18 protein-coding genes are annotated in these 21,530 nt (G+C 70.8%); 8 read left to right on the top strand and 10 right to left on the bottom strand.

Translation table 11 applies throughout. The features are described 5' to 3' along the window. Positions 1-111: 111 nt before the first annotated feature. From ACFTZA_RS11135 to dnaA, 5 genes are all read right to left on the bottom strand, one after another. Positions 112-753 carry a DUF721 domain-containing protein gene (locus tag ACFTZA_RS11135; RefSeq protein WP_378194243.1) on the bottom strand — a complete coding sequence of 214 codons (642 nt, stop codon included), beginning with the start codon at positions 751-753 and terminating at the stop codon, positions 112-114. Continuing rightward, positions 743-2,035: a DNA replication/repair protein RecF gene (locus ACFTZA_RS11130; RefSeq protein ID WP_378194240.1), complete on the bottom strand. Its 1,293-nt coding sequence runs from the start codon at positions 2,033-2,035 to the stop codon at positions 743-745. The genes ACFTZA_RS11135 and ACFTZA_RS11130 overlap by 11 nt, the downstream gene beginning before the upstream one ends. Positions 2,036-2,086: 51 nt before the next feature. Beyond that, positions 2,087-3,022 (bottom strand): phosphogluconate dehydrogenase (NAD(+)-dependent, decarboxylating), encoded by a 936-nt coding sequence (gene gnd / locus ACFTZA_RS11125; protein ID WP_378194237.1) that lies wholly within the window; start codon positions 3,020-3,022, stop codon positions 2,087-2,089. A gap of 37 nt (positions 3,023-3,059) precedes the next feature. After that, the gene (gene dnaN / locus ACFTZA_RS11120; protein WP_378194234.1) at positions 3,060-4,190 is read right to left on the bottom strand and encodes a DNA polymerase III subunit beta; all 1,131 of its coding nucleotides are present in this window, start codon (positions 4,188-4,190) and stop codon (positions 3,060-3,062) included. An 862-nt stretch (positions 4,191-5,052) separates the two neighbouring features. Continuing rightward, positions 5,053-6,471, bottom strand: a complete 1,419-nt coding sequence (gene dnaA, locus ACFTZA_RS11115) for a chromosomal replication initiator protein DnaA (RefSeq protein ID WP_378194231.1) — start codon at positions 6,469-6,471, stop codon at positions 5,053-5,055. A gap of 534 nt (positions 6,472-7,005) precedes the next feature. Here dnaA and rpmH point away from each other — a divergent pair. The 8 genes from rpmH to ACFTZA_RS11075 all read left to right on the top strand — a co-directional run bounded on the left by rpmH (position 7,006) and on the right by ACFTZA_RS11075 (position 13,097). Then, positions 7,006-7,143 carry a 50S ribosomal protein L34 gene (gene rpmH, locus ACFTZA_RS11110; RefSeq protein ID WP_012880118.1) on the top strand — a complete coding sequence of 46 codons (138 nt, stop codon included), beginning with the start codon at positions 7,006-7,008 and terminating at the stop codon, positions 7,141-7,143. A 6-nt stretch (positions 7,144-7,149) separates the two neighbouring features. Further along, positions 7,150-7,518, top strand: a complete 369-nt coding sequence (gene rnpA, locus ACFTZA_RS11105) for a ribonuclease P protein component (RefSeq protein WP_378194227.1) — start codon at positions 7,150-7,152, stop codon at positions 7,516-7,518. A gap of 50 nt (positions 7,519-7,568) precedes the next feature. Continuing rightward, positions 7,569-7,892, top strand: a complete 324-nt coding sequence (yidD, locus tag ACFTZA_RS11100; protein ID WP_378194266.1) for a membrane protein insertion efficiency factor YidD — start codon at positions 7,569-7,571, stop codon at positions 7,890-7,892. Between the two features lie 54 nt (positions 7,893-7,946). After that, positions 7,947-9,017 (top strand): membrane protein insertase YidC, encoded by a 1,071-nt coding sequence (gene yidC, locus ACFTZA_RS11095; protein ID WP_378194224.1) that lies wholly within the window; start codon positions 7,947-7,949, stop codon positions 9,015-9,017. A gap of 41 nt (positions 9,018-9,058) precedes the next feature. Beyond that, positions 9,059-9,580, top strand: coding sequence for a protein jag (locus ACFTZA_RS11090; protein WP_378194221.1), 522 nt, complete (start codon positions 9,059-9,061; stop codon positions 9,578-9,580). A gap of 254 nt (positions 9,581-9,834) precedes the next feature. Beyond that, positions 9,835-10,506: a 16S rRNA (guanine(527)-N(7))-methyltransferase RsmG gene (gene rsmG / locus ACFTZA_RS11085; RefSeq protein ID WP_378194218.1), complete on the top strand. Its 672-nt coding sequence runs from the start codon at positions 9,835-9,837 to the stop codon at positions 10,504-10,506. 99 nt (positions 10,507-10,605) lie between these two features. Continuing rightward, positions 10,606-11,757 (top strand): ParA family protein, encoded by a 1,152-nt coding sequence (locus ACFTZA_RS11080; protein WP_378194215.1) that lies wholly within the window; start codon positions 10,606-10,608, stop codon positions 11,755-11,757. Then, positions 11,754-13,097 carry a ParB/RepB/Spo0J family partition protein gene (locus ACFTZA_RS11075; RefSeq protein WP_378194211.1) on the top strand — a complete coding sequence of 448 codons (1,344 nt, stop codon included), beginning with the start codon at positions 11,754-11,756 and terminating at the stop codon, positions 13,095-13,097. Before ACFTZA_RS11080 ends, ACFTZA_RS11075 begins: the two co-directional genes overlap by 4 nt. A 2,303-nt stretch (positions 13,098-15,400) precedes the next feature. Here ACFTZA_RS11075 and ACFTZA_RS11070 read toward each other — a convergent pair. The 5 genes from ACFTZA_RS11070 to ACFTZA_RS11050 form a co-directional block, all read right to left on the bottom strand. After that, positions 15,401-16,375, bottom strand: a complete 975-nt coding sequence (locus ACFTZA_RS11070) for a D-alanine--D-alanine ligase (RefSeq protein ID WP_378194263.1) — start codon at positions 16,373-16,375, stop codon at positions 15,401-15,403. A 194-nt stretch (positions 16,376-16,569) separates the two neighbouring features. Continuing rightward, the gene (locus tag ACFTZA_RS11065) at positions 16,570-17,898 is read right to left on the bottom strand and encodes a PLP-dependent aminotransferase family protein (RefSeq protein ID WP_378194208.1); all 1,329 of its coding nucleotides are present in this window, start codon (positions 17,896-17,898) and stop codon (positions 16,570-16,572) included. Positions 17,899-18,011: 113 nt separating this feature from the next. Beyond that, positions 18,012-18,344, bottom strand: coding sequence for a thioredoxin (trxA, locus tag ACFTZA_RS11060; RefSeq protein ID WP_378194204.1), 333 nt, complete (start codon positions 18,342-18,344; stop codon positions 18,012-18,014). 53 nt (positions 18,345-18,397) lie between these two features. After that, positions 18,398-19,426, bottom strand: a complete 1,029-nt coding sequence (gene trxB / locus ACFTZA_RS11055; RefSeq protein ID WP_378194201.1) for a thioredoxin-disulfide reductase — start codon at positions 19,424-19,426, stop codon at positions 18,398-18,400. A gap of 161 nt (positions 19,427-19,587) precedes the next feature. Then, a complete protein-coding gene (locus tag ACFTZA_RS11050; RefSeq protein ID WP_378194198.1) occupies positions 19,588-21,477 on the bottom strand; it encodes a protein kinase family protein in 1,890 nt (629 codons plus the stop codon). Positions 21,478-21,530: the final 53 nt, after the last annotated feature.

Below are 21,530 nucleotides of genomic sequence, written 5' to 3'. Positions count from 1 at the left end.
ACGACGGCGAGGCTCACCCAGTCGTGGGGGGCCCCCCCCCGGGGGGGCCGGCCCGGGGGGGCCGGGCCGGGCCCGCCGGCCCCGGGCCCCTCCGCGTCCCGCCCCTCGCGGTCACCCCCAGGTGTCGCGCGGTCCCCGGCCACGGACCGCCCGCTTCCCGCGGCGGAAGCTCGGTCCTGCGGGGCCGAGCACCGTCACCGTCTCGACGACGCCCTCGCCGACCTCCTGCGCCAACCGCTCCAGGAGGCGTGGCGCGAGGAGCTGCACCTGCGTCGCCCACGCCGTCGAGTCCGCGCGCACGACGAGGACCTTGTCCTCGAACGTCTCGGGCTCGCAGTGGTCGGCCACCTGGTCGCCGACCACCTCCCGCCACCGACCGACGACGCCCCCGACCGAGACGTCGGCCACCCAGTCGCGCTCGCGCAGCAGGTGTGCGAGCACGTCGCCGAGGCGCTGCGGATCGCGGCCGCCGGGGCGCGCGCCCGACGTCGGCGGGTCGGCGAGCACGCGGCGGCGCGGCTCCTGCCCGGGCCGCAACCCCTTCGCCCGCGCCGCGGCCCGCGCCCGGTTGAGCGCCTGCCGCGCGACCTCCGCCGGCGGCGTGAGGTCCACGAGGTGCCCCACGGGCAGCCCCGTTGCGCGCGCCAGCTCACGCGCGGACTCGGAGTCCGGGCGTTCGTCGTCGCTGTGGTCGTCCGTCGGCAGCGGGCTCGCCGGGGGACCGGGGGCGACATCGTCCTCGTCAGCCGGCACGCGTCACCGTCCCGTCCTGGACGGCGAACCGTGCACCGTCGAGCAGCGCCGGGACGTCCTCCGCCACCGCGGCGGTGATGATGACCTGGCCGGCACCCGCGACGAGCTCGGCGAGACGATCACGGCGGCGCGCGTCCAGCTCGGCGAACACGTCGTCGAGGACGAGGATCGGCTCGCCGTCGGGCCCCCACTGGTCCGCCCAGAGCAGCGAGTCCAGCCCCTCGGGCGCCCCGTCCTTGAGGAGCCGATACGAGGCGAGGCGGAGCGCGAGCGCGAACGACCAGGACTCGCCGTGGCTCGCGTACCCCTTCGCCGGCAGGCCGCCCAGCGTGAGGACGAGGTCGTCGCGGTGCGGCCCGACGAGGTTGACCCCGCGCTCGATCTCCTTCGCGCGCACCGCCCGCAGGGCGTCGAGCATCCGCTTCTCGAGCGTCGCGACGTCCGGGATGCCGAGCGCCTCGGTGGCGTCGCCGTCCGGGGTCCCCGTGGTGTCGTCGCCGAGCGTCTCGTCGACGGACGAACGGTAGGTGACGCGGGCGTCGCCCTGACCCGAGCTGACCTGCTCGTAGGCGTGGGCGACGTAGGGCGTCAGGGCGGCGACGAGCTGGAGGCGCAGCGCGGTGATCTCGGCACCGAGCGACGCGAGGCGGGTGTCCCACACGTCCAGGGTGGCGAGTGCCGCGTCCGGGCCGCCGTCCTCGCCGGGCTCCGTGCCGGCGTCGGGCTCCGCACGGGCCGGCGTGCGTCCCCGGCCGCGACCGCGACCACGCAGGGCCGAGGCCGACTTGAGCAGCGCGCCGCGCTGCCGCAGCACCCGGTCGTAGTCCGCGACCAGCGCCGCGACCCGGGGGACGAGGAGCACCGCGAGCTGGTCGAGGAAGCGCCGGCGCCCGTCCGGGTCGCCCTTCACCAGGGCGAGGTCCTCGGGGGCGAACAGGACCGTGCGCACGATCCCCAGCACGTCGCGCGGCCTCGCCGCGGGGGAGCGGTTGATGCGTGCACGGTTCGCCTTGCCCGGGTTGAGCTCGAGCTCGACGGTGCTGGCCCGGTCGCCGCGCACGACGCGCGTGCGCACGACGGCGCGTGGCGCGCCGGCGCGGACGAGCGCGACGTCGCCCGCGACGCGGTGGCTCGACAGCGTCGCGACGTACCCGACCGCCTCCACGAGGTTCGTCTTGCCCTGCCCGTTCGGTCCGACGAGCGCGTTGACGCCCGGCACGAGCTCGACGTCGACCGTCTCGTACGAGCGGAAGTCGACGAGGGACAGGTGGGAGACGTACATCGGCGTTCGGGTCGCGCGTCGGGGACGATGGCTGCGGACGGACGGGTGCCGTCAGGCGGGCGGCTCGAGGGGGCCGGCACCGGGAGAAGCCGGACCTGCCGCCCTGACCGCGTGCCCGCCGAACTGCTGGCGCAGCGCGGCGACGGCCTTCATCGCGGGCGACTGCTCCTGGCGCGAGGCGAAGCGCGCGAAGAGCGCCGCCGAGATGACGGGCAGCGGCACCGCGTTGTCGATCGCCTCGTCCACCGTCCAGCGCCCCTCGCCCGAGTCGTCGACCCAGTCGTCGATCTGGGCGAGCTTCGGGTCCTCCTCGAGGGCGCGCACGAAGAGGTCGAGCAGCCAGGACCGCACGACCGTGCCGCGCGTCCACGCCTTCATCGTGCCGTGCACGTCGGTGACGACGTCCTTGGCGGCGAGGAGCTCGTAGCCCTCGGCGTACGCCTGCATCAGGCCGTACTCGATGCCGTTGTGCACCATCTTCGCGAAGTGCCCGGCACCGACCTCGCCCGCGTGCACGAAGCCCTCCTCGCGCGGCCCCTCGGGGCGCAGCGCGTCGAACACCGGCATCGCGGCGTCGACGAGCTCCTTCGCGCCGCCGACCATGAGGCCGTAGCCGTTGTCGAGACCCCACACACCCCCCGAGACGCCGCAGTCCAGGTAGCCCACGCCCTTCTCCGCGAGCTCGGCCGCGCGCGCCTGGTCCTCCTGGTAGTAGGAGTTGCCGCCCTCGATGACGACGTCCCCCTCGCCGAGGAGCCCGCCCAGCTCGGTGACGACCGAGCGGGTCGGCTCGCCTGCCGGCACCATGACCCACACGATGCGGCGCTCGTCGTCGGGCAGCGCGGCGACGAGGTCGGCGAGCGACGCGACGTCCGACACCTCGGGGCGGGGGTCGAAGCCGGTCACCTCGATCCCCGCGGCGCGGACGCGCTCGCGCATGTTGTTGCCCATCTTGCCGAGACCGACGAGACCGATGCGGGTGACCATGCGACGTCCTCCGGGTGGGATGGTGCGGTGTGCCGGGTCAGCCGGCGAAGCGGATCGGGACGAGCAGGTAGCGGTAGACGGACGAGTCCTCGCCGTCCAGCGACTCCTGGCCCGTGAACTCGACCGGCTTGTTCGGGTGCGTGAAGCTCAGACGCACGAAGTCCGTGCCGAGGGCACCGAGGCCGTCGAGGAGGAACTGCGGGTTGAAGGCGACCGAGATCTCCTCGCCCACCAGGACTGCCTCGAGCGCCTCCGACGCCTGCGCGTCGTCGCCCTGGCCGGCGTCGAGGACGACCTGACCGTCGGTGAAGGACAGGCGGATGGGGGTGTTGCGCTCCGCGACCAGGGACACGCGCTTCGCCGCGTCGATGAGGGCGGCGGTGGGCACGACGGCGTGGATCGGCGTCTCGTCCGGGAACAGCCGGCGCACGGCCGGGTAGTCGCCGTCCACCAGCTGCGACGTGGTGTGGCGGCCGCCGGCCTCGAACCCGATGAGGTCCACGCCGGCGCCCGTGCTCAGACCCACGTTCACCAGGCCCGAGCTGCCGAGCGACTTGGCGACGTCGTTGAGCGTGCGTGCGCGCACCAGCGCGACGGCGGAGTAGCTGGGCGTGACCGGCGTCCAGGTGAGCTCGCGGAGCGCGAGGCGGTAGCGGTCGGTCGCGAGCAGCGTGATCCGCTCACCCTCGATCTCCACCCGTACGCCCGTGAGGAGGGGGAGCGTGTCGTCCCGGCTCGCCGCGACGGTCACCTGCGCGACCGCGTGCGTGAGCTCGTCGCCCGAGACCGTGCCCGTGAGCTCCGGCATGGCCGGCAGAGCGGGGTACTCCTCGACCGGCATCGTCAGGAGCGTGAAACGGCTCGCGCCGCACGTGACGATGACCTTGTTGCCCTCGAGCACGACGTCGACGGGCTTGGCGGGCAGTGCGCGCGAGATCTCCGCGAGAAGGCGTCCGGAGACGAGGACCGTGCCCGGCTCGCTGACCTCGGCGGGGATCTCGGACCGGGCGGAGACCTCGTAGTCGAAGCTGGACAGCCCGATGGTCCCGGAGGCGTCCGCCTCCAGCCGTACGCCCGCGAGGACGGGAGCCGGGGGACGCGTCGGCAGGGTCCGCGCCGTCCAGGTCACCGCGTCGGCCAGGACATCACGCTCAACCCGGAACTTCATCCCACACCCTCTCGTCCCCACGTCCAGGATCGGACTCGATCTTCACATGTCCCGGACGTCCGTGCTGCCCGTGCCCGTCGTGACGGCTCCCCACCTGCGTCCCGCTCGGGCGAGCGTGGCGCGGAGCGGAGACGGGCAGGCCTGCTGCGCGAGCTGCGGCCACGGTGCACGTCCTGTCGTGCATGCACCCTACGCGAGGAGGAGGTCCGGAGGAACCAGCCGTCGCGGCTGCGTCCCGGCCGTGTCGCTCGGTCGGTCGGAGCCTGATGAAGGCGTGTGGATTCCCTCTCTAGAGAACACCTTCGTCATCGTCATCGGTGTTGTGCATTCCGGGGAAAACGTATGTCTGTGCAGGTCAGAGTGCACTTCTCGATGTGGACGACGTGGTGGGGCAGGTGTGGGAAAGTCGCGCGGCCTGTGGGCAGCGCGATCGTCCCCACACGGTGTCCACCGACGGAGCGGCCTGTGTCCACACACAACGGCCGGTCGTCCACAGTTATCCACAACGACGTGCACAGGTGTGTACATGCGGGTGGTGCGTTCTTGTCCGACGGGCGTGAACATCCACAGTCGGAGGTGGACAGACCAGGACAGATGGCGACGTACGGGTGGTCGGCAGCGCCTCCGGCGACGCGTTCTCCGCGCGGACATGCGCCCCGCGTTGCCCACAACAGTCCTGTGGACGGCTGTGGACAACGCCGCCCACACGCTGTGCACAGCGACGTCGGCACCGGACGGCCCGGACGTGCGCGCGGCGACTGGCGCAGGAGCGAGGCGGCCCCCGCGTGCGCAGCGTCGAGTGCTGCGCTGGACCCGACGGCGTCGTGCGGGGCCACGTGGTCACCGGGCGGGAGTGCTGCCGTCAGCCGCGGTGCTGCTGCTTGATCCGGCTCGTGAGCTCGGTGACCTGGTTGTACGTCGAGCGGCGCTCGGCCATCTGCTCCGTGATCTTCCGGTTCGCGTGCATGACCGTGGTGTGGTCCCTGCCGCCGAACTGCTGCCCGATCTTGGGCAGGGACAGGTCCGTGAGCTCTCGGCACAGGTACATGGCGATCTGGCGCGCGGTGACGAGGACACGCGAGCGGGAGCCTCCGCACAGGTCCTCGATGGTGAGCCCGAAGTACGCCGCGGTCTGGGCGATGATCGCCGCGGGCGTGATCTCCGCGGAGTCCTCGTCGGTGATGAGGTCCTTGAGCACGATCTCCGCGAGCGGGAGGTCGACCTGCTGGCGGTTGAGGTTGGCGAACGCCGTCACCCGGATGAGAGCGCCCTCGAGCTCGCGGATGTTCGTCGAGATGCGTGAGCCGATGTACGACAGCACGTCGTCCGGCGCGTTCAGACGTTCGCTGCTCGCCTTCTTGCGGAGGATGGCGATGCGGGTCTCGAGGTCCGGCGGCTGGACGTCGGTGATGAGCCCCCACTCGAAGCGCGAGCGCAGGCGGTCCTCGAAGCCGTTGAGCTGCTTGGGCGGCAGGTCGGACGTGATGACGACCTGCTTGTTCGCGTTGTGCAGCGCGTTGAAGGTGTGGAAGAACTCCTCCATCGTCTGTTCCTTGCCCTGGAGGAACTGGATGTCGTCGATGAGGAGGACGTCGACGTCGCGGTACCGGCGCTGGAACGCTCCGGCCTTGCCCTCGCCGATGGAGTTGATGAAGTCGTTCGTGAACTCCTCGGAGTTCACGTAGCGCACGCGCACGTTCGGGTACAGGTTGTGGGCGTAGTGCCCGATCGCGTGGAGCAGGTGCGTCTTGCCCAGCCCGGAGTCGCCGTAGATGAACAGCGGGTTGTAGGCCTTCGCGGGCGCCTCCGCGACGGCGACCGCCGCGGCGTGCGCGAAGCGGTTGGACGAGCCGATGACGAACGTCTCGAACACGTACTTCGGGTTGAGCCGGCTCGGCTCGGCCTGCGGACGGGGCGGGGGAGGGGGCGGGAGGTCGGGCAGGTCGTCGTCCGGGTCGACGTAGGGCCGCTCGACGGCGGGTCGCGACGCCGGTGCCGTGACGGGCTCGGAGCTGAGCTCCGGGTCGACCGTGATGCCGAAGCGCACGTCGCGCCCCAGGCAGGAGGACATGGCGGTGACGAGCTCGTCGCGGACGCGCGTCTCCAGGTACGTGCGCGTCTGCTCGTGCGGCACGGCGATGAACACGGTGTCGTCGAGGATCGCGAGGGGCTTGGCGAGCCGGATGAACGCGATCTGACGCGGGGTGATGTCCGGGCTCGCCTCGAGGATGCTCAGCGTCTGTGCCCAGACGTCACCGATGTTCTCGTCCGGGTTGGGCACGGCGTGGGTCCTCACGGGGTCGCGGGTGTGCGTCGCGCATGCGTCCGGCAGGTCGGCGAGGAGATCGGCACGACGGGTGGCACGGTGCGACGTGTTGTCTGGGCAAGCGATGATGCTCGCACGATCGTGCCACGGATCCAGTCGTCCACATAGTTGTCCACAGGCTGTGCGTACCTACCCTGTCCCACCCGCCAGGTCAAGGACGAAGCCGTGATCCGGGACACGTGGGCCACGGCCTCCCACCGTCGGTTTGACCGGGTAGGGCGGGGCAGCGTAACGTCATACAGCCGTTCCAGGCGCTCTTGGCGCGCCCACGCACGAGACTCACGTGAGGTTCAGCGCGAGACGCTCGCGTCGAAGCACCGGGCGTGATGTGCGAGCCAGCCGTGGCGCCCGTGCACCGAGCCGGACGGCCCGGGCGGGAGACCGTCTGTGCAGAAGCAGTACCGAACCACCGGCAGTCTCCACCGGAGCCTGTCACTGCATCGTCGAGGACACAGACGGTGTTCCTCCCCGACGTTCTTGGAGTACCTCGTGAGCAAGCGGACCTTCCAGCCGAACACCCGGCGCCGTGCGAAGACCCACGGCTTCCGGCTGCGCATGCGGACCCGCGCCGGCCGCGCCATCCTGGCCGCCCGCCGCCGCAAGGGCCGCACCGAGCTCTCTGCCTGACCGCACGTGCTCCCCGCGGCGCACCGACTGCGCCGTTCCGTGGATTTCGAGCGGGCGGTGCGTCGCGGCGTGCGCGCCGGCAGGTCGACCGTGGTGGTCCATCTCGCTGAGGATGCTCAGGGAGAAGAACTGCCACAGGTCGGCTTTGTCGTATCCAAGGCTGTGGGAAACGCTGTGCACAGAAACCTCGTGAAGCGTCGGCTGCGTGCGGCTACCGCGCCACAGCTCGGCCGCCTGCCGCTCCGCAGCCGCACGGTCGTCCGCGCGCTGCCCGCATCTGCCGCGGCCTCGTACGAGGAGCTCAGCCGTGACCTCCTGCGCGGCCTGGACCGCGCCGTCGCCCGGCTCCACGAGCGCCAGACCACGCACTCATGACGACGCAGCGCACCGCCGACGCCGGGGTCCGCGAGCGTCCGTCGTCCCTGATGCTGCCGTCCGTCCCGGCGGACGCCCCGCGGCCGGTGCGCAGCGGCCCCGTGCTCCGGGCGCTCACAGCCCTGCGCCGTGTCCCCGCGCTCACCCTGATCGGCGTGCTGCGCGCGTACCAGACCGTCATCTCGCCGATGACGGGGCCCACCTGCAAGTACTACCCGTCCTGCTCCCACTACGCCTTGACCGCCGTGCAGCGGCACGGTGCCCTGCGGGGGACGGGCCTCGCTCTCTGGAGACTGCTCCGGTGCAACCCGTGGAGCCTCGGCGGGGTCGACGACGTACCGCCGGCACGAGACGCGCACACGCACCAGTCCTGAGCCCCGTCGAGGGCCAACCGCGAGCTTTGTCAGAAGGTTAGGGAGCAGTCACCGATGGACTTCTTCGCGTTCCTCTACCCCATCGAGTGGGTCGTGGCGTGGATCATGTACCTGTGTCACCAGGGGCTGACGCTCCTCGGGTTCTCCGACGGCCCAGGCCCGGCATGGGTCCTGTCGATCGTCGGCCTGGTCATCATCATCCGTATCGTCCTCATCCCGTTGTTCTTCAAGCAGATCAAGGCGTCGCGCGGGATGCAGATGCTCCAGCCGGAGATGCAGGCGATCCAGAAGAAGTACAAGGGCAAGACCGACCCTGCGTCTCGTGAGGCGATGAGCCGCGAGACGATGGAGCTCTACCGCAAGCACGGGACGAACCCGTTCGCGTCGTGCCTGCCGATCCTCCTGCAGTCCCCGATCTTCTTCGCGCTGTTCCGGGTGCTCAACGGCCTCGTCCCGATCTCCGAGGGGAGGGACGACGCGATCGGGCCGATCGACGCCAGCGTCGCGAGCGACATCGAGAGCTCGACCGTCTTCGGCGCTCAGCTCTCGGACATCTTCCTGCGCACCGACGACCTCCAGTCGCGGATCGTGATCGCCGTGCTCATCGTCGCCATGTCGGCGACCACGTTCTTCACGCAGCGCCAGCTCACGATGAAGAACATGCCGAAGGCCGCGCTCGAGGGGCCCATGGCGCAGACGCAGAAGATGATGCTGTACCTGTTCCCGTTCATCTTCGCGGTCTCTGGCGTGAACTTCCCCGTCGGTGTCCTCGTCTACTGGACGACGACGAACCTGTGGTCGATGGGCCAGCAGTTCTACACGATCCGCCGCATGCCGGCGCCGGGCTCGGAGGCGGAGCGCCTCCTCAAGGAGCGCCAGGCTCGCAAGAGGGCTGCCAAGGGGATCATCGACGAGCCCACCACGCCCGTCATCGAGCAGCCGCGGGGCCAGCGCCAGCAGCCAAAGCGCAAGGACCGGCAGAAGGGTCAGCGTCCCCAGGCGGGAAGCACCGCTGCTCCCGCGACGAACCCCCAGGGCAAGCCGGTGGACGACGATGCGGTAGAGGACGCACCCTCCGATGCGCCTTCGAGCGGATCGTCGAAGAAGCCCAAGAAGAAGCCGTAGCCGTCGCGCCTGCGCGTCCAGCCGCACAGAGGAGCATCTGCATGCCGTCCACCGAGACCCCCGTTCCCGACGACACGGAGTCCGTCGACCAGCCGACCGGTCGCCTCGAGGAAGAAGGTGAGATCGCGGCCGACTATCTCGAAGAGCTGCTCGACATCGCCGACCTCGACGGCGACATCGACATCGACGTCGAGCACGACCGCGCTGCGGTCGAGATCGTCGCTGACGATGACACGTCCCTCGACGCACTGGTGGGCGCCGACGGCGAGGTGCTCGAGGCGCTCCAGGAGCTCACCCGGCTGGCCGTGCAGGCTCGGACCGGGGAGCGGAGCCGTCTGATGCTCGACGTCGCAGGGTTCCGTGCACGCCGCCGACGCGAGCTCACGGTGCTCGCCGAGGAGTCCATCGCTCGCGCGCGTTCCGAGGGGACGAAGGTCGCTCTGGAGCCGCTGAACGCCTTCGAGCGCAAGGTCGTCCACGACGTGGTCTCGGCTGCGGGTCTCCGCAGTGACTCGGAGGGCGTCGAGCCGAATCGCCACGTGGTGATCTACCCGGAGGCCTGAGCCGAACGGCGCACGTACTGACGACGCCCCGCGTTCCACGTGAAACGTCACGTGGAACACGGGGCGTCGTCGTGTGCTGGGCGGTGAGCTGGGCCTTGCCGGCGATGGAGAAGTGCGTGCGAGAGGCGCGGATCGTTGAGCTCGCACCCCGTGTGGTGCTCTTGCGTGGCGCGACGCAACGACGGGTGGACAACGGCTCGGGTCCTGGCCCGGCCCGTGACACGATAGGCGGGCTTCGACCCCAGGAAGGACGCATGATGAGCCCCGAGACCGAGAGCACGGCGGCCCCCGGCGCGCCGTTCGGCCGCGCGACCGTCGAGTCGTACTTCGGGCCGGCGTATCCACAGATCGAGGCGTTCGCTGCGCGGCTTCGCGAAGAGGGCGAGGTCCGGGGGCTCATCGGGCCCAGAGAGGTCGACCGCATCTGGGATCGTCACATCCTCAACTCGGCTGCCGTGGTGCCCTTTCTCCCGGAGACGGGCCTCATCGCCGACGTCGGTTCCGGAGCGGGCCTCCCGGGTGTCGTGGTGGCGGTCATGCGGCCCGGTGCGACGGTGTATCTCATCGAGCCGATGGAGCGGCGGTGTGCGTGGCTCACGGAGGTCACGACCGATCTCGGTCTGACCAACGTCGAGGTGAAGCGTGGACGCGCGGAGGAGTACCACGACGCGTTCGAATGCGATGCGGTGACCTCCCGAGCAGTGGCTGCTCTGGACAAGCTCGCGCGCATCTCACTACCGCTGCTCAGATCGGGCGGCGAGATGATCGTGCTGAAGGGCAGAAATGTCGACAAAGAGGTCGAACCGGCGCGAAAGATCCTGCGTCGGCTCAAGGCATCGCAGCCAGAAATTCTGAACGCAACGACTCTCCCCGGTGTGGAGAGCACCACGGTCGTGCGGATCGTACGGCAGACTGGACCTCGCTGATCACGGACACCGCGGTGGTCCTGCGCGGTCCCGGCGAACGGGCGCGGGGCGGCGTACGGCGTGGCTCGGGCCGGTTGGAAGTCGGAGAGGAAGAGACGCGTGACGGACAGTACCCATGAGGGCGGCGGGGACGCGACGCGCTGGGAGGGCATCGCAGCCCGACTCGACGGCCCCGACATCGAGGACGACCGTCGCGCAGCGCTGATGGCGAGCCTTCCGGAGACGGATGACACGACGCCTCTCGCGGCCCAGCTGGCGATCGATGCCCGGCGCAGGATCGATCTGCAGGGACGGAAGTTCTCCCGCCCTCGCTCGACACGGATCATCACCGTGGCGAACCAGAAGGGCGGGGTCGGCAAGACGACGACAACGGTCAATCTCGCGGCCGGGCTCGCGCTGTCGGGTCTCAACGTGCTTGTCATCGACAACGACCCTCAGGGCAATGCATCCACCGCTCTCGGTGTGGAGCATCGTGCGGGCACACCCTCCGTGTACGACGTGCTCGTCGAGGGCGACCCGCTGAGCTCGGCTGTGCAGCAGTGCCCAGAGATCCCGACGCTCTGGTGCGTCCCGGCGACCATCGACCTCTCCGGTGCCGAGATCGAGCTCGTCTCCATGGTTTCACGTGAAACCCGATTGCGGCGTGCTCTCGACGACTACCTCGAGGAGCGGGTCCAGAACGGCGAGGAACCGATCGACTATGTCCTCGTGGACTGCCCGCCGAGCCTGGGGCTGCTGACGATCAACGCCTTCGTGGTCGGTCGAGAGGTACTCATCCCGATCCAGTGCGAGTACTACGCGCTCGAAGGTCTGAGCCAGCTGTTGAAGACGATCGAACTGATCAGAGCTCATCTCAACCCTGGCCTTCACGTCTCGACGATCTTGCTCACGATGTACGACGGGCGCACCAACCTCGCGCAGCAGGTCGCCGCCGAAGTGCGCGAGCACTTTCCGGACCAGACGTTGAAGACGACGGTCCCGCGATCGGTGCGCATCTCGGAGGCACCAAGCCATGGACAGACCGTCATGACGTACGACGGGGGATCCACGGGTGCACTCGCCTACCTCGAGGCGGCCCGTGAGCTCACCCAGCAGGGTGTGCACGGGGCTGTCGGCACGCTCTCTGCACCGTCCAGGGAAGCGGAGCGGTCGAGCGAGGACGAGGCCCGTGATGTGCCTGCGGAGCATAGGGATCACGAGTTGGCCGGGTCCATCGGAGGACCGGCCGTCCACCTGGAGGAGCAGCGATGAGCGAGAAGCGGCGCGGACTGGGCCGCGGCTTGGGTGCCTTGATCCCGACCAGCTCGGAGGGGACTCGTCCGGTCGACGTGTTCTTCCCCAGCGCTCCGAAGCGCGATGACGAATCGGTGGACCGCGCGGCGAGCAGTGGAGCCGACGCGGCCGTGGACGAGGTCGGCTCAGTCGTCGCGACGGCCGTCGTGACGCTTGACGGTGGCCCCGGTCCAGCAGATCTCGATGCCGTCGGTACGTTGTCGGACGATGACATCGCGGCGCTCGAGTCGATCAGCGAGGTCGAGCGCGAGGCGGCCGGCAAGCCTGCGGCGGACGCGGCCGTCGATGGCAAGACTGGCGCGACGGGTACGACTGCGAACAACGACGAGCCTGCCGATGCTGTTTCACGTGAAACAGCCGCCGCGAGCGACGGAGCCGGGCTCTCAGACGCCAACTCTGGTGCATCGGACCCGCTGAGCGTTGCGGTTTCCGAGCAGTGGGCCGGCGGAGCAGGAGAGGATCTCGTCCCCGTTCCGGGCGCGCGCTTCGCGGAGATACCCGTTGGCGCGATTCGGCCGAACCCACGTCAGCCTCGCTCGGTGTTCGACGAGGGTGAGCTCGAGGAACTCGTCGGCTCGATCCGAGAGATCGGGGTGCTGCAGCCCGTCGTCGTCCGACCGGTGGGAACCGAAGATGGTGCGTACGAGCTCATCATGGGCGAGCGGCGGTGGCGCGCGACCCAAGCAGCGGGCCTGGCAGCGATCCCGGCGATCATCCGAGAGACAGACGACTCGGACCTGTTGCGTGACGCGCTCCTGGAGAACCTGCACCGCAGCGCTCTCAACCCGCTCGAGGAGGCTGCGGCGTACCGCCAGTTGCTCGACGACTTCGGATGCACGCACGAAGAGCTCGCTGAGCGCATTTCCCGGAGCCGCCCGCAGATCTCCAACACGCTGCGGCTTCTGAGGCTTCCCCCGCTCGTGCAGCGTCGTGTCGCGGCGGGAGTCTTATCTGCCGGCCACGCGCGGGCGCTTCTCGGCCTGACGGACGGTGCAGAGATCGAGCGACTCGCTCAGCGCATCGTCGCTGAGGGCCTGTCGGTGCGTGCCACCGAGGAAATCGTGGCGATGGGCGGGCTCGATGAAGAGCGTCGCCAGAAGCGGACTCCGCGTGCCGGTCAGCGCTCCGAGGCGCTCGACGGCCTCGCCACCCGTCTGTCCGACCGGTTCGAGACGCGAGTGAAGGTGGACCTCGGCAAGAACAAGGGTCGCCTCACGGTCGAGTTCGCGTCGGTGGAGGACCTCAACCGCATCATCGACCTGATGGCGCCGGAGGACCCGGGGCTGCTCCGCCCCTGAGCACCGCAGATGGGTGCTGGGCCAGCACGGGACTCGGAGAATGGGCCTGGAGGGTAGTGAGCCCTCCGGGCCCTTTCTCGTGCGTTCCGGCACTACACAGCGCCGATGTGGGCCTCTGTCGCTGGGGTGATCCGAGCCGCTCCTGGGTCCGTTCTGATCCGTCGTGTCACGTCCGGTGGGGCACGGTGATGGAGGAGTAAGCGACGACAGCGACGGCACTGGGCGGGCGGCACAGGGGGCGACGATCGCGGGGGAGCGGGGGAGCGGGGGAGGTAGGAGAGGGGGGTGCAGGCTCGCCGATCCGGGTGGGACGCCACGACCCTGCATCGCGTGCGAACTTCGCGCGTGCCGCGCGCGACCTGCTTGACGCGGCGGGCGGATACACCGCGCGTTGCAGGAGCGAGGTCGCTGGTACGCGAAACAGACGAGCAGCGCGGCAGTTTCACGTGAAACAGTCGAACTCGTGAGCCAGAGTGCGACATCTGGCGTTGGCAATGTCGGTCCGTGATCTCAACGACGCCGTTTCCCCGCCTGCCAGAGCAGGGCACAGCGAATCAGACCGAGGCGCGCATCGGCGTCCTGCGCCACGTAGAAACGGAGGCATACTCACTCCTGAGCGCTTGCCGTCGACCATCGACCGGTTCTCGCCACCGTCCTCCTCTGTCGGTGCCGAGTGGTCAGCTCCGTCGCGCGCCCGTCGAGACCGGCTGGCACGGTCACGCAGTGCTCACCTGACGCAGTCCGTGCATTGGGCGACGACGGTACGTGCACGCCGCTTTCGACTGGCGGTGTCGCCACCGGATTCGGCGACTGCGCCACACGCCATCGACGTGTTTCACGTGAAACGCCGCGCATTCGGCGCCGATCAGGTCGCTGAGATCGCGACAGACTCGCTACAGCATCGGTGTCGAGCCTGATGCTGATCATCTACGTCGGCGGAGCGTTGCTGGCATCGATCATTCGGGGCGACTCCGGAATGCCTCAACCCCTCGATCGCCACCGCCACGCTGGTTCTCGTCGCCCTGCCCTCGACCGGGCCATCGACCAGAAGAGGCTGCATGCGCGGGAGCTGTCATCATCGGGCCGGGGGTGGCCCGTGCGCGAGGCAGCTGCGCCCTGGACCAGAGAGGCGACCACACAGCCATGGGCCACCAGACGCGGCGACGCTAGGACGCGCCCGTGCGAACCTCATCGGCACGGCCGCTCGCGTTGTGGCGCACACAGCTATCCAGGACGGGCCGCGCGCCCCCACACGAAGCCATGGTCTGTCATCCGCAGCGGCAGAAAGGCCAGCGAGGTGGCCAGGACGTTACCTGTGGAGCCGACCGCGCTTGCCGGCAAGAGATGTCCCGAGTTGCCCCCCTGTCGAGGGCCCTGCATGGCGCCCGCGCCGGTGCCGCACGTCGACGACCGCCGTGCTGGCCGTCACCCTCGTCACGGGTTGACGCCGGTTGGCGCCATTCGCGACTGCCGCCGCGCAGCGCCGCGCCGCGGCGCGCTTCGGCGCGGTCGGTATCGCTCAGCGACATTGGGCATTATTCAGGGCCGTTGGGAGCCCACCGGCGCTTCTAGGGCTCGTTGAGGGCAGATCGACTCCTCTTGACTCCGCTCAGCACCGCTCGGTGAGCGCCGAGCCGCGCACGCGCGCCTGTATGCGCTCGGCGCTGTCGGGGCCACGCCCGTCCCATATCGGTGTGGAGGGTCGATCAGTCGTCGGCAGGGGGCTCTGCAGTGGTCGCGGGTCGCGGGATACCGCGCATTCGGCGCGCGCTGTATGGCGCTCGTACCGCGGCGCACGACGCGGTTCCACCAGCTTCGCGCACCGACCGACTAGCTTTCCGACGCACCCGTGGAGGTGTTTCACGTGGAACACAGAGGAAGGGCGAGATAAGTCGGTCAGAAGGGCCGGCGCGGTGGTCACCACCCCGACGGATCCCAGCCCCGTGGCCGGCTTCGGACTTACGTGAGCGGCGCCGGGAAGCAACTGCGATGCGATGCGCTCGTTTCACGTGAAACCGCCAGCGAAATGCTCGATGAACGCGCGGCGGAATGGCCACGAGACACAGACCAGCACGGGCCTGTGGCACGGGAGGGGGCGCGGTGCGCAATCCTCTCACCAGCGTGCTCGCGGCTGGTCGATATCGCTGCGCCGACTACGACCGCGCGCGGTGTGAGCGCGCACATCGGAGGCATCCTCCACCTCCGCCGTGTGTCACCGAGCGCGGCGGTGGCACGACCAGGGCGCCGGCCAAACCAGTCGCGATGCGGCGCGCGATTCCGCGCGATACCGTCGGCGGCCCTGCTCAGACGCCGGTGTGCTGGCGCACAACCGCACGATAGAGCTCGGACAGGTCGAGCCCGGCGGCACGCGCGGCCTGGGGGAACAACGACGTCTCGGTCATTCCGGGAGCGACGTTCACCTCGAGGAACTGCACCTCACCGTCGGCGTCGAGGATGACGTCGGTCCGAGAAAGGTCCTGGAGGCCCAGGGCCTGATGGGCTCGGACGGCGACCTCCTGCACGGCGGAGACGGAGTCCTCGCCGAGGCGCGCCGGGGCGAAGTACTGCGTACGGCCGGGGTTGTAGCGCGCGTCGTAGTCGTAGGGGCCGTCGGTGACGATCTCCACCGGGGGGAGGGCTCGAGGCCCGTCACCGAGATCGACGACGCTCACCGCGAGCTCCGTGCCACGGACAGCGCGTTCGATGAGCGCGACGTTCCCGTACGCGAAGCAGTCGACCATGGCGCGGGGGAGCTGGTCCGCTGACTCGACCAGCGTGACCCCGAGGGCAGACCCGCCCTGGGTCGGCTTGACCACGAGGGGAAGGCCGAGCCGCTCCACGACGGCATCCAGCACCGGCTGCGCACCGAGCTCGCGGAAGAGGCTCTGGGGAAGGGTGACGTACTCGGGCGTCGTGATGCCCGCTCCGATGACGATGCTCTTTGCGACAGGCTTGCTCCACGCGGCGCGGCACTCGCGGGGCCCGGTGCCGACGTAGGGCACGTCGACGAGCTGCAGGACGTCGCGGACGGAGCCGTCCTCACCGCTCGCACCGTGCAGCAGGGGCCAGACGACGTCGGGCCGGTGCTGGTCCAGGAACCGCAGCAGGTCGGCGTCGACGTCGTGGACGGACACCTCGAGGCCGGCCGCGCGAAGGCTCTCCGCCACGCGGCGGCCGGACCGCAGCGACACGTCCCGTTCGTGCGAGAGACCGCCCGCGAGGATGGTGACGTGCGTCGACGGGTGCGTCGATCCGGCGGCGTCGGCCGAGGACGCCAAGAGGTCCTCGGCGACGTGCGGCGCCCCGTCGAGCGACGGGGCTGCGGTGGTCGCCGTCGATGAGGTGGCGGCGGTGGAGGTGCGGGATCCGGAGGGCGTGTCCACAAGGACTCCTTGTCGCGGAGGCGACCGCTACCCGTGCTCCGGGCGACGATCGGTGAGGCGGCGGATGAGGCGCGGGTGCGGGGTAGGGCTCAGGCGAGGTCGGGCGACGGGTTCTCGACGTCCGTCGGGTCCGGGTCGAGGCCCGCACCGGTGCCGAAGATCTCGACGAGCTCGCGCTCGGCGTTGACGACGCCGGCCAGCCGACGGACCCCCTCGCGGATCCGCTCCGGGGTGGGGTAGCAGAAGGAGAGCCGCATGTGGTCCGCGCCGCTGCCGTCTGCGTAGAACGCCGTTCCGGGGACGTAGGCGACCCGTGCCGTGACGGCGCGCGGCAGCATCGAGCGGGCGTCCACCCCTTCGGGCAGTCGCACCCACGTGTAGAAGCCGCCCTCGGGCACGGTCCAACTCGCTGCGGGAAGGTGCTCGGCGAGCGCACCCACCATGGCGTCCCGTCGTTCCCGGTACAGCTCGCGGAACTGCTTGATCTGGCCCTTCCAGTCGCACGTGTCGAGATAGGCGCCGATCGCCAGCTGCGACGCGTTCGACGGGCAGAGGATCGCCGACTCGCTCGCGAGCACGAGCTTCTCCCGCACGGCGTGCGGCGCGACGACCCAGCCCACGCGGTACCCCGGGGCGAACGTCTTGGAGAACGAGCCCAGGTAGAGGACGCCGTCCTCGTCGAGCGACCGGAGGGCGGGAAGCGTCTCGCCGTCGAACCCGAGGAGCCCGTACGGGTTGTCCTCCACGACGAGCACGCCGTGACGCTGCGCGATCTCCAGCACGCGCGGTCGCCGTTCGGCGGACAGGGTGACGCCCGCGGGGTTGTGGAAGTTCGGCACCGTGTACAGGAGCTTGACCCGGCGGCCCGCGGCGGCGAGCGAGGTGAGCGTCTCGTCGAGGATCTCGGGCACGAGGCCGTGCTCGTCGAGCGGGACGTGGACCACGTCGGCCTGGTACGAGCGGAAGACGCCGAGGGCGCCGACGTAGCTCGGGGCCTCGGCGACGATGACGTCACCCGGGTCGATGAAGATGCGCGTCACGAGGTCGAGGGCCTGCTGCGACCCGGTGGTGACGACCACGTCGTCGGGGTGGCAGTCGATGCCCTCGAGCCGCACGACGTCGAGGATCCGCTCCCGGAGCGACTCGTCGCCCTGTCCCGACCCGTACTGCAGCGCGGTGGCGCCGCGGGTCGCGACGAGGTGCTGCACGGTCTCCGCGATGGTGTCGAGCGGGAGTCCGTCGAGGTACGGCATCCCGCCGGCGAGGGAGACCACCTCGGGCCGGTTGGCGACGGAGAACAGCGCCCGGATCTCCGACGCGCGCATGCCGTGCGCCCGCTCCGCGTACGCCCCGAACCAGGGGTCGAGTCGGGTCCCGCCCGTCGCGGGCGGCTGCGGAGGGTTCGTCGGCGCGGTCACGATCCCCAGTGTGGCACGGCGGTCCGGGGGATCCCGTGAAGACGCCGGAGGGCGGACCACCTGCCAGGTGGTCCGCCCTCCGGCGTCGTGCGGCCTGCGCCGTGCGGTGCGGCTCAGACGGTGGGCGACAGCACCGCGTCGATCTCCTCGGTGAGCGCACGCTTGGGGCGCGCCCCGATGATCGACTTCTGCAGCTCTCCGCCGACGTAGACGTTCAGCGTCGGGATCGACACGATGCCGTAGGCGCCGGTCGTCTCGGGGTTGGCGTCCGTGTCGAGCTTGGCGATCTTGATCTTGCCCGCATACTCCTCGGAGAGCTCCTCGAGGATGGGGGCGACCTGGCGGCACGGTCCGCACCACGTCGCCCAGAAGTCGACGAGCACGGGCACGTCGGACTCCAGGACCTCGGAGCGGAAGGTGTCGTCGGTGACGGGGACGGTGGCCACGTGACCTCCTGGGTGGTTCGGTCGTCCGGGACGGACGTGAGGACGGGGGAGGGTCAGGAACCGAGCTCGGCGAGGGCCTCGGGCAGGTCCTCGGGGTTCGGTGCCTCGGGGGTGCCGGCGAGGTCGGCCTCGCCGGCGGCGTCGACGAGCTCGGTGAGGTAGCGCTGGGCGTCGAGGGCCGCTGCGCACCCGGAGCCGGCCGCGGTGATGGCCTGGCGGTACGAGTGGTCGACGAGGTCGCCGCAGGCGAAGACGCCGGGCAGGTTGGTCGCGGTGGAGCGCCCGACGACCTGCACGTAGCCCTCGGCGTCGAGGTCGACCTGGCCGGCCAGGAGCTCGCTGCGCGGCTCGTGGCCGATCGCGACGAACAGCCCGGTGACGAGGAACGGGCGCTCCTCGCCGGTGACCGTGTCACGCAGGGTGACGCCCTCGACCTTGTTCTCGCCGCTGATGGCGGCGACCTCGGAGTTCCACGCGAAGTCGATCTTGGGGTCGTTCAGGGCGCGGTCTGCCATGATCTTCGACGCCCGCAGCTCGTCGCGACGGTGCACGATCGTGACCTTCTCCGCGAAGCGGGTCAGGAACGTCGCCTCCTCCATCGCGGAGTCCCCGCCGCCGACGACGGCGATGTGCTGGTCACGGAAGAAGAACCCGTCGCACGTGGCGCACCAGGACACCCCGCGCCCGGACAGGCGCTTCTCGTCGTCCAGGCCCAGCTCGCGGTAGGCGGACCCGGTCGCCAGGATCACCGCGCGAGCGCGGTACGTCTCGCCGTTCGCGGTGACGACGGTCTTGACGGGTCCGTCGAGCTCGAGCTTCTCCGCGTCGTCCCACTCCACGCGCGCGCCGAACCGCTCGGCCTGCTTGCGCATGTTCTCCATGAGGTCCGGACCCATGATCCCGTCCGGGAACCCGGGGAAGTTCTCGACCTCCGTGGTGTTCATCAGGGCACCGCCGGCGGTCACCGACCCGGCCAGCACCACCGGCGCCAGACCGGCACGTGCGGCGTAGATCGCGGCGGTGTAGCCGGCGGGACCCGACCCTACGACGATGAGGTTCTCGACGGTCGGCTGCTCGGTCACGGTGAAAGCTCCTCGATCTCGGTACGTGGCGGTCGGCCACGCGATGTGGTGAACACGGGAGGACCGTCTGATGTTCCCCGCTACGGTCCCCCTGCGGCGGGGAGCGAGCCTCCCCGGTGGTGGTCCGGCGCGCCGCCGCGCCGGACCACCCTGAGGTGTCGTCAGGAGACGAGCAGCTCGTTGATCTCGACCCGGTTCTCGCCCCGGCCGTTCTGCGGGAGCTCGGTGAACCACAGCACGATGGACTCGGCCTCGACCGGCTCGGGGAAGGTGAACTCGGCACCGGGGGAGAGCGGTCCGGAGGCGAGAACCTCGCCCTCCGTCGGTGTGTCGGGCGACGTCGCGCGGATCTCGACGTTGCCGCCGGTCACCGACGTGTCCACCACGACGGTCTGGACGGGGGCCGCCTGCTCGAGCGTGATCGCGTACCCGAAACCGTCCTTGAGTCCGGCGAACTGCGGGGTGTTGTACCGCCGCGAGTACCAGGCCGTCTCCGGTTGACCGTCGTAGGCGAGCGCTGCGAGCTCGGGGTGCTCGCCCTCGTTCTCCGGGTTCTCGTCGCCCTGCGGGTCCAGAGCGGTGCCGGAGGCGATCGCGGGCCGCACGTCGGGCGCAGGCTCCGGCGCCGGGGGCGGTTCTTCCTCGCCGGCGGGCGTCTCCTCACCGGTGGGCTCGTCGGCGTCGGCGGACGGTCGTCCTTCCGTGGACACGGCGGGGTCGAACCCGGAGAACGCCGTGTTCACCGCCCACACCACGCCGGCGCCCACCAGGAGCAGCACGAGGACGAGCACCACGGGCGTGGCGTTGAACCGCCGGGACCCGCGACGCGGGGGCTCACCACCGGACGCAGACCCGGGGGAGTCCTGTCCGGGGACGCCTGGTGATCCTCCGGCGGTCCCGGCCGCGTAGGCGCCCGTCGGCACGGTCCCGGCGTCGTGCGCGACCGGGGGAGGGGGCACGGGCTGGGTGCCGACGGCCGTGCTCCCGGCCGCCGTCGGGTCCGTCGCGGCGTAGGCGCCGGCGCCGAACGCGGCCGTCTGGGGGACGGCTGCCCCGGCGGAGCCGGGGACCTCGCCGACGCGGTGGATGCGGCCCGTGCTGGGACGTCGGACGGGCGGAGCGGGCGGGGGCGTCCCTGGTGGCGCCGCGGCCGCCCCCCGGTCGAACGCGCTGCGCACGGACTGGCGGTTCACGCCGGCTCCCGCGCCCTGCTGCGCGGTCCCGCGCAGGGACGCGACGGACACCTCGCCCCAGGGCTGGAGCTCCTCGACGACGTCGGCGGGGGAACGCGGCCCGTCGCCGGGCAGGGTGTCCGTCCACGCGGCCGTCGAACCGACGTCCGAGGCGAACGTCCGGACGCACAGCGCGTCGAGCTCGGGCGGGACGTCGGCCCGGACGGCGGACGGCGGGGTGACGCCGTCGCCCGAGCGCAGGGCCGGCAGGGGGTGGATCGACGCGTCCGAGACCCAGGGGACGTCGAGCGACGGACCGGGCCAGCGCGCCGTCGTCGCGTAGTAGAACAGCGAGACGAGGCCGACGGCGTCCAGGCGCGAAGTGCGCTCGGGCTCGTGCTGGTCCTGGCCCGCGACGCCGGCGTCGAGCCCGAGGCCGGTGACGACGACGCGGCTGCCGTCCACCCGGACGGCGTCGGGCCGGAGGGCGAGGTGGTGCACGCCCCGGCCGCGTGCGACCTCGAGCGCGGCCGCGGCCTCGCCGACGATCGCGCGGGCCTGCCGCGGGTCGACGACGCCGCCCGCGACGAGGTCCGTCAGCGTGGTGCCGACGAACGGCTCCGTGACGACGTACGCGACGCCGTCCTCCGACCCGACGTCGAGGACGCGGGTCAGGCGCGGGTCCGCGACGAGAGCGGCGCGCCGTGCTGAGTCGAGCGCCTCGGCGACGTGCGGACCTGCGACGAGCGACACCCGGACCGGACGGTCGAGGATCTGGTCGTGGGCCGACCACGCCGTGACGTCGGCGAGGTCGGACGTGAGCCGGTCGTCCAAGCGGTAGCGGGCGACGAGCAGTGTTCCTGGGGCCACGCCGTTCACCGGACCTCCTTCGGGGGACTCGTGGTCGGCATCACCACATGGTACGCGGGCCC

It is taken from the genome of Cellulosimicrobium sp. NPDC057127 (assembly GCF_042670945.1).
Classification (GTDB): domain Bacteria; phylum Actinomycetota; class Actinomycetes; order Actinomycetales; family Cellulomonadaceae; genus Cellulosimicrobium.
The sequence above is the reverse complement of the archived record's forward strand: the minus strand, read 5'-3'. Positions and strand labels throughout refer to the sequence as shown.

Coding starts and splice junctions, on each gene's coding strand:
- yidC (WP_378194224.1), top strand. CDS start 7,947: ATGGACTTCTTCGCGTTCCTCTACCCCATCGAGTGGGTCGTGGCGTGG.
- ACFTZA_RS11075 (WP_378194211.1), top strand. CDS start 11,754: ATGAGCGAGAAGCGGCGCGGACTGGGCCGCGGCTTGGGTGCCTTGATC.
- ACFTZA_RS11130 (WP_378194240.1), bottom strand. CDS start 2,035: ATGTACGTCTCCCACCTGTCCCTCGTCGACTTCCGCTCGTACGAGACG.
- dnaN (WP_378194234.1), bottom strand. CDS start 4,190: ATGAAGTTCCGGGTTGAGCGTGATGTCCTGGCCGACGCGGTGACCTGG.
- yidD (WP_378194266.1), top strand. CDS start 7,569: ATGCTGCCGTCCGTCCCGGCGGACGCCCCGCGGCCGGTGCGCAGCGGC.
- gnd (WP_378194237.1), bottom strand. CDS start 3,022: ATGGTCACCCGCATCGGTCTCGTCGGTCTCGGCAAGATGGGCAACAAC.
- ACFTZA_RS11090 (WP_378194221.1), top strand. CDS start 9,059: ATGCCGTCCACCGAGACCCCCGTTCCCGACGACACGGAGTCCGTCGAC.
- rsmG (WP_378194218.1), top strand. CDS start 9,835: ATGATGAGCCCCGAGACCGAGAGCACGGCGGCCCCCGGCGCGCCGTTC.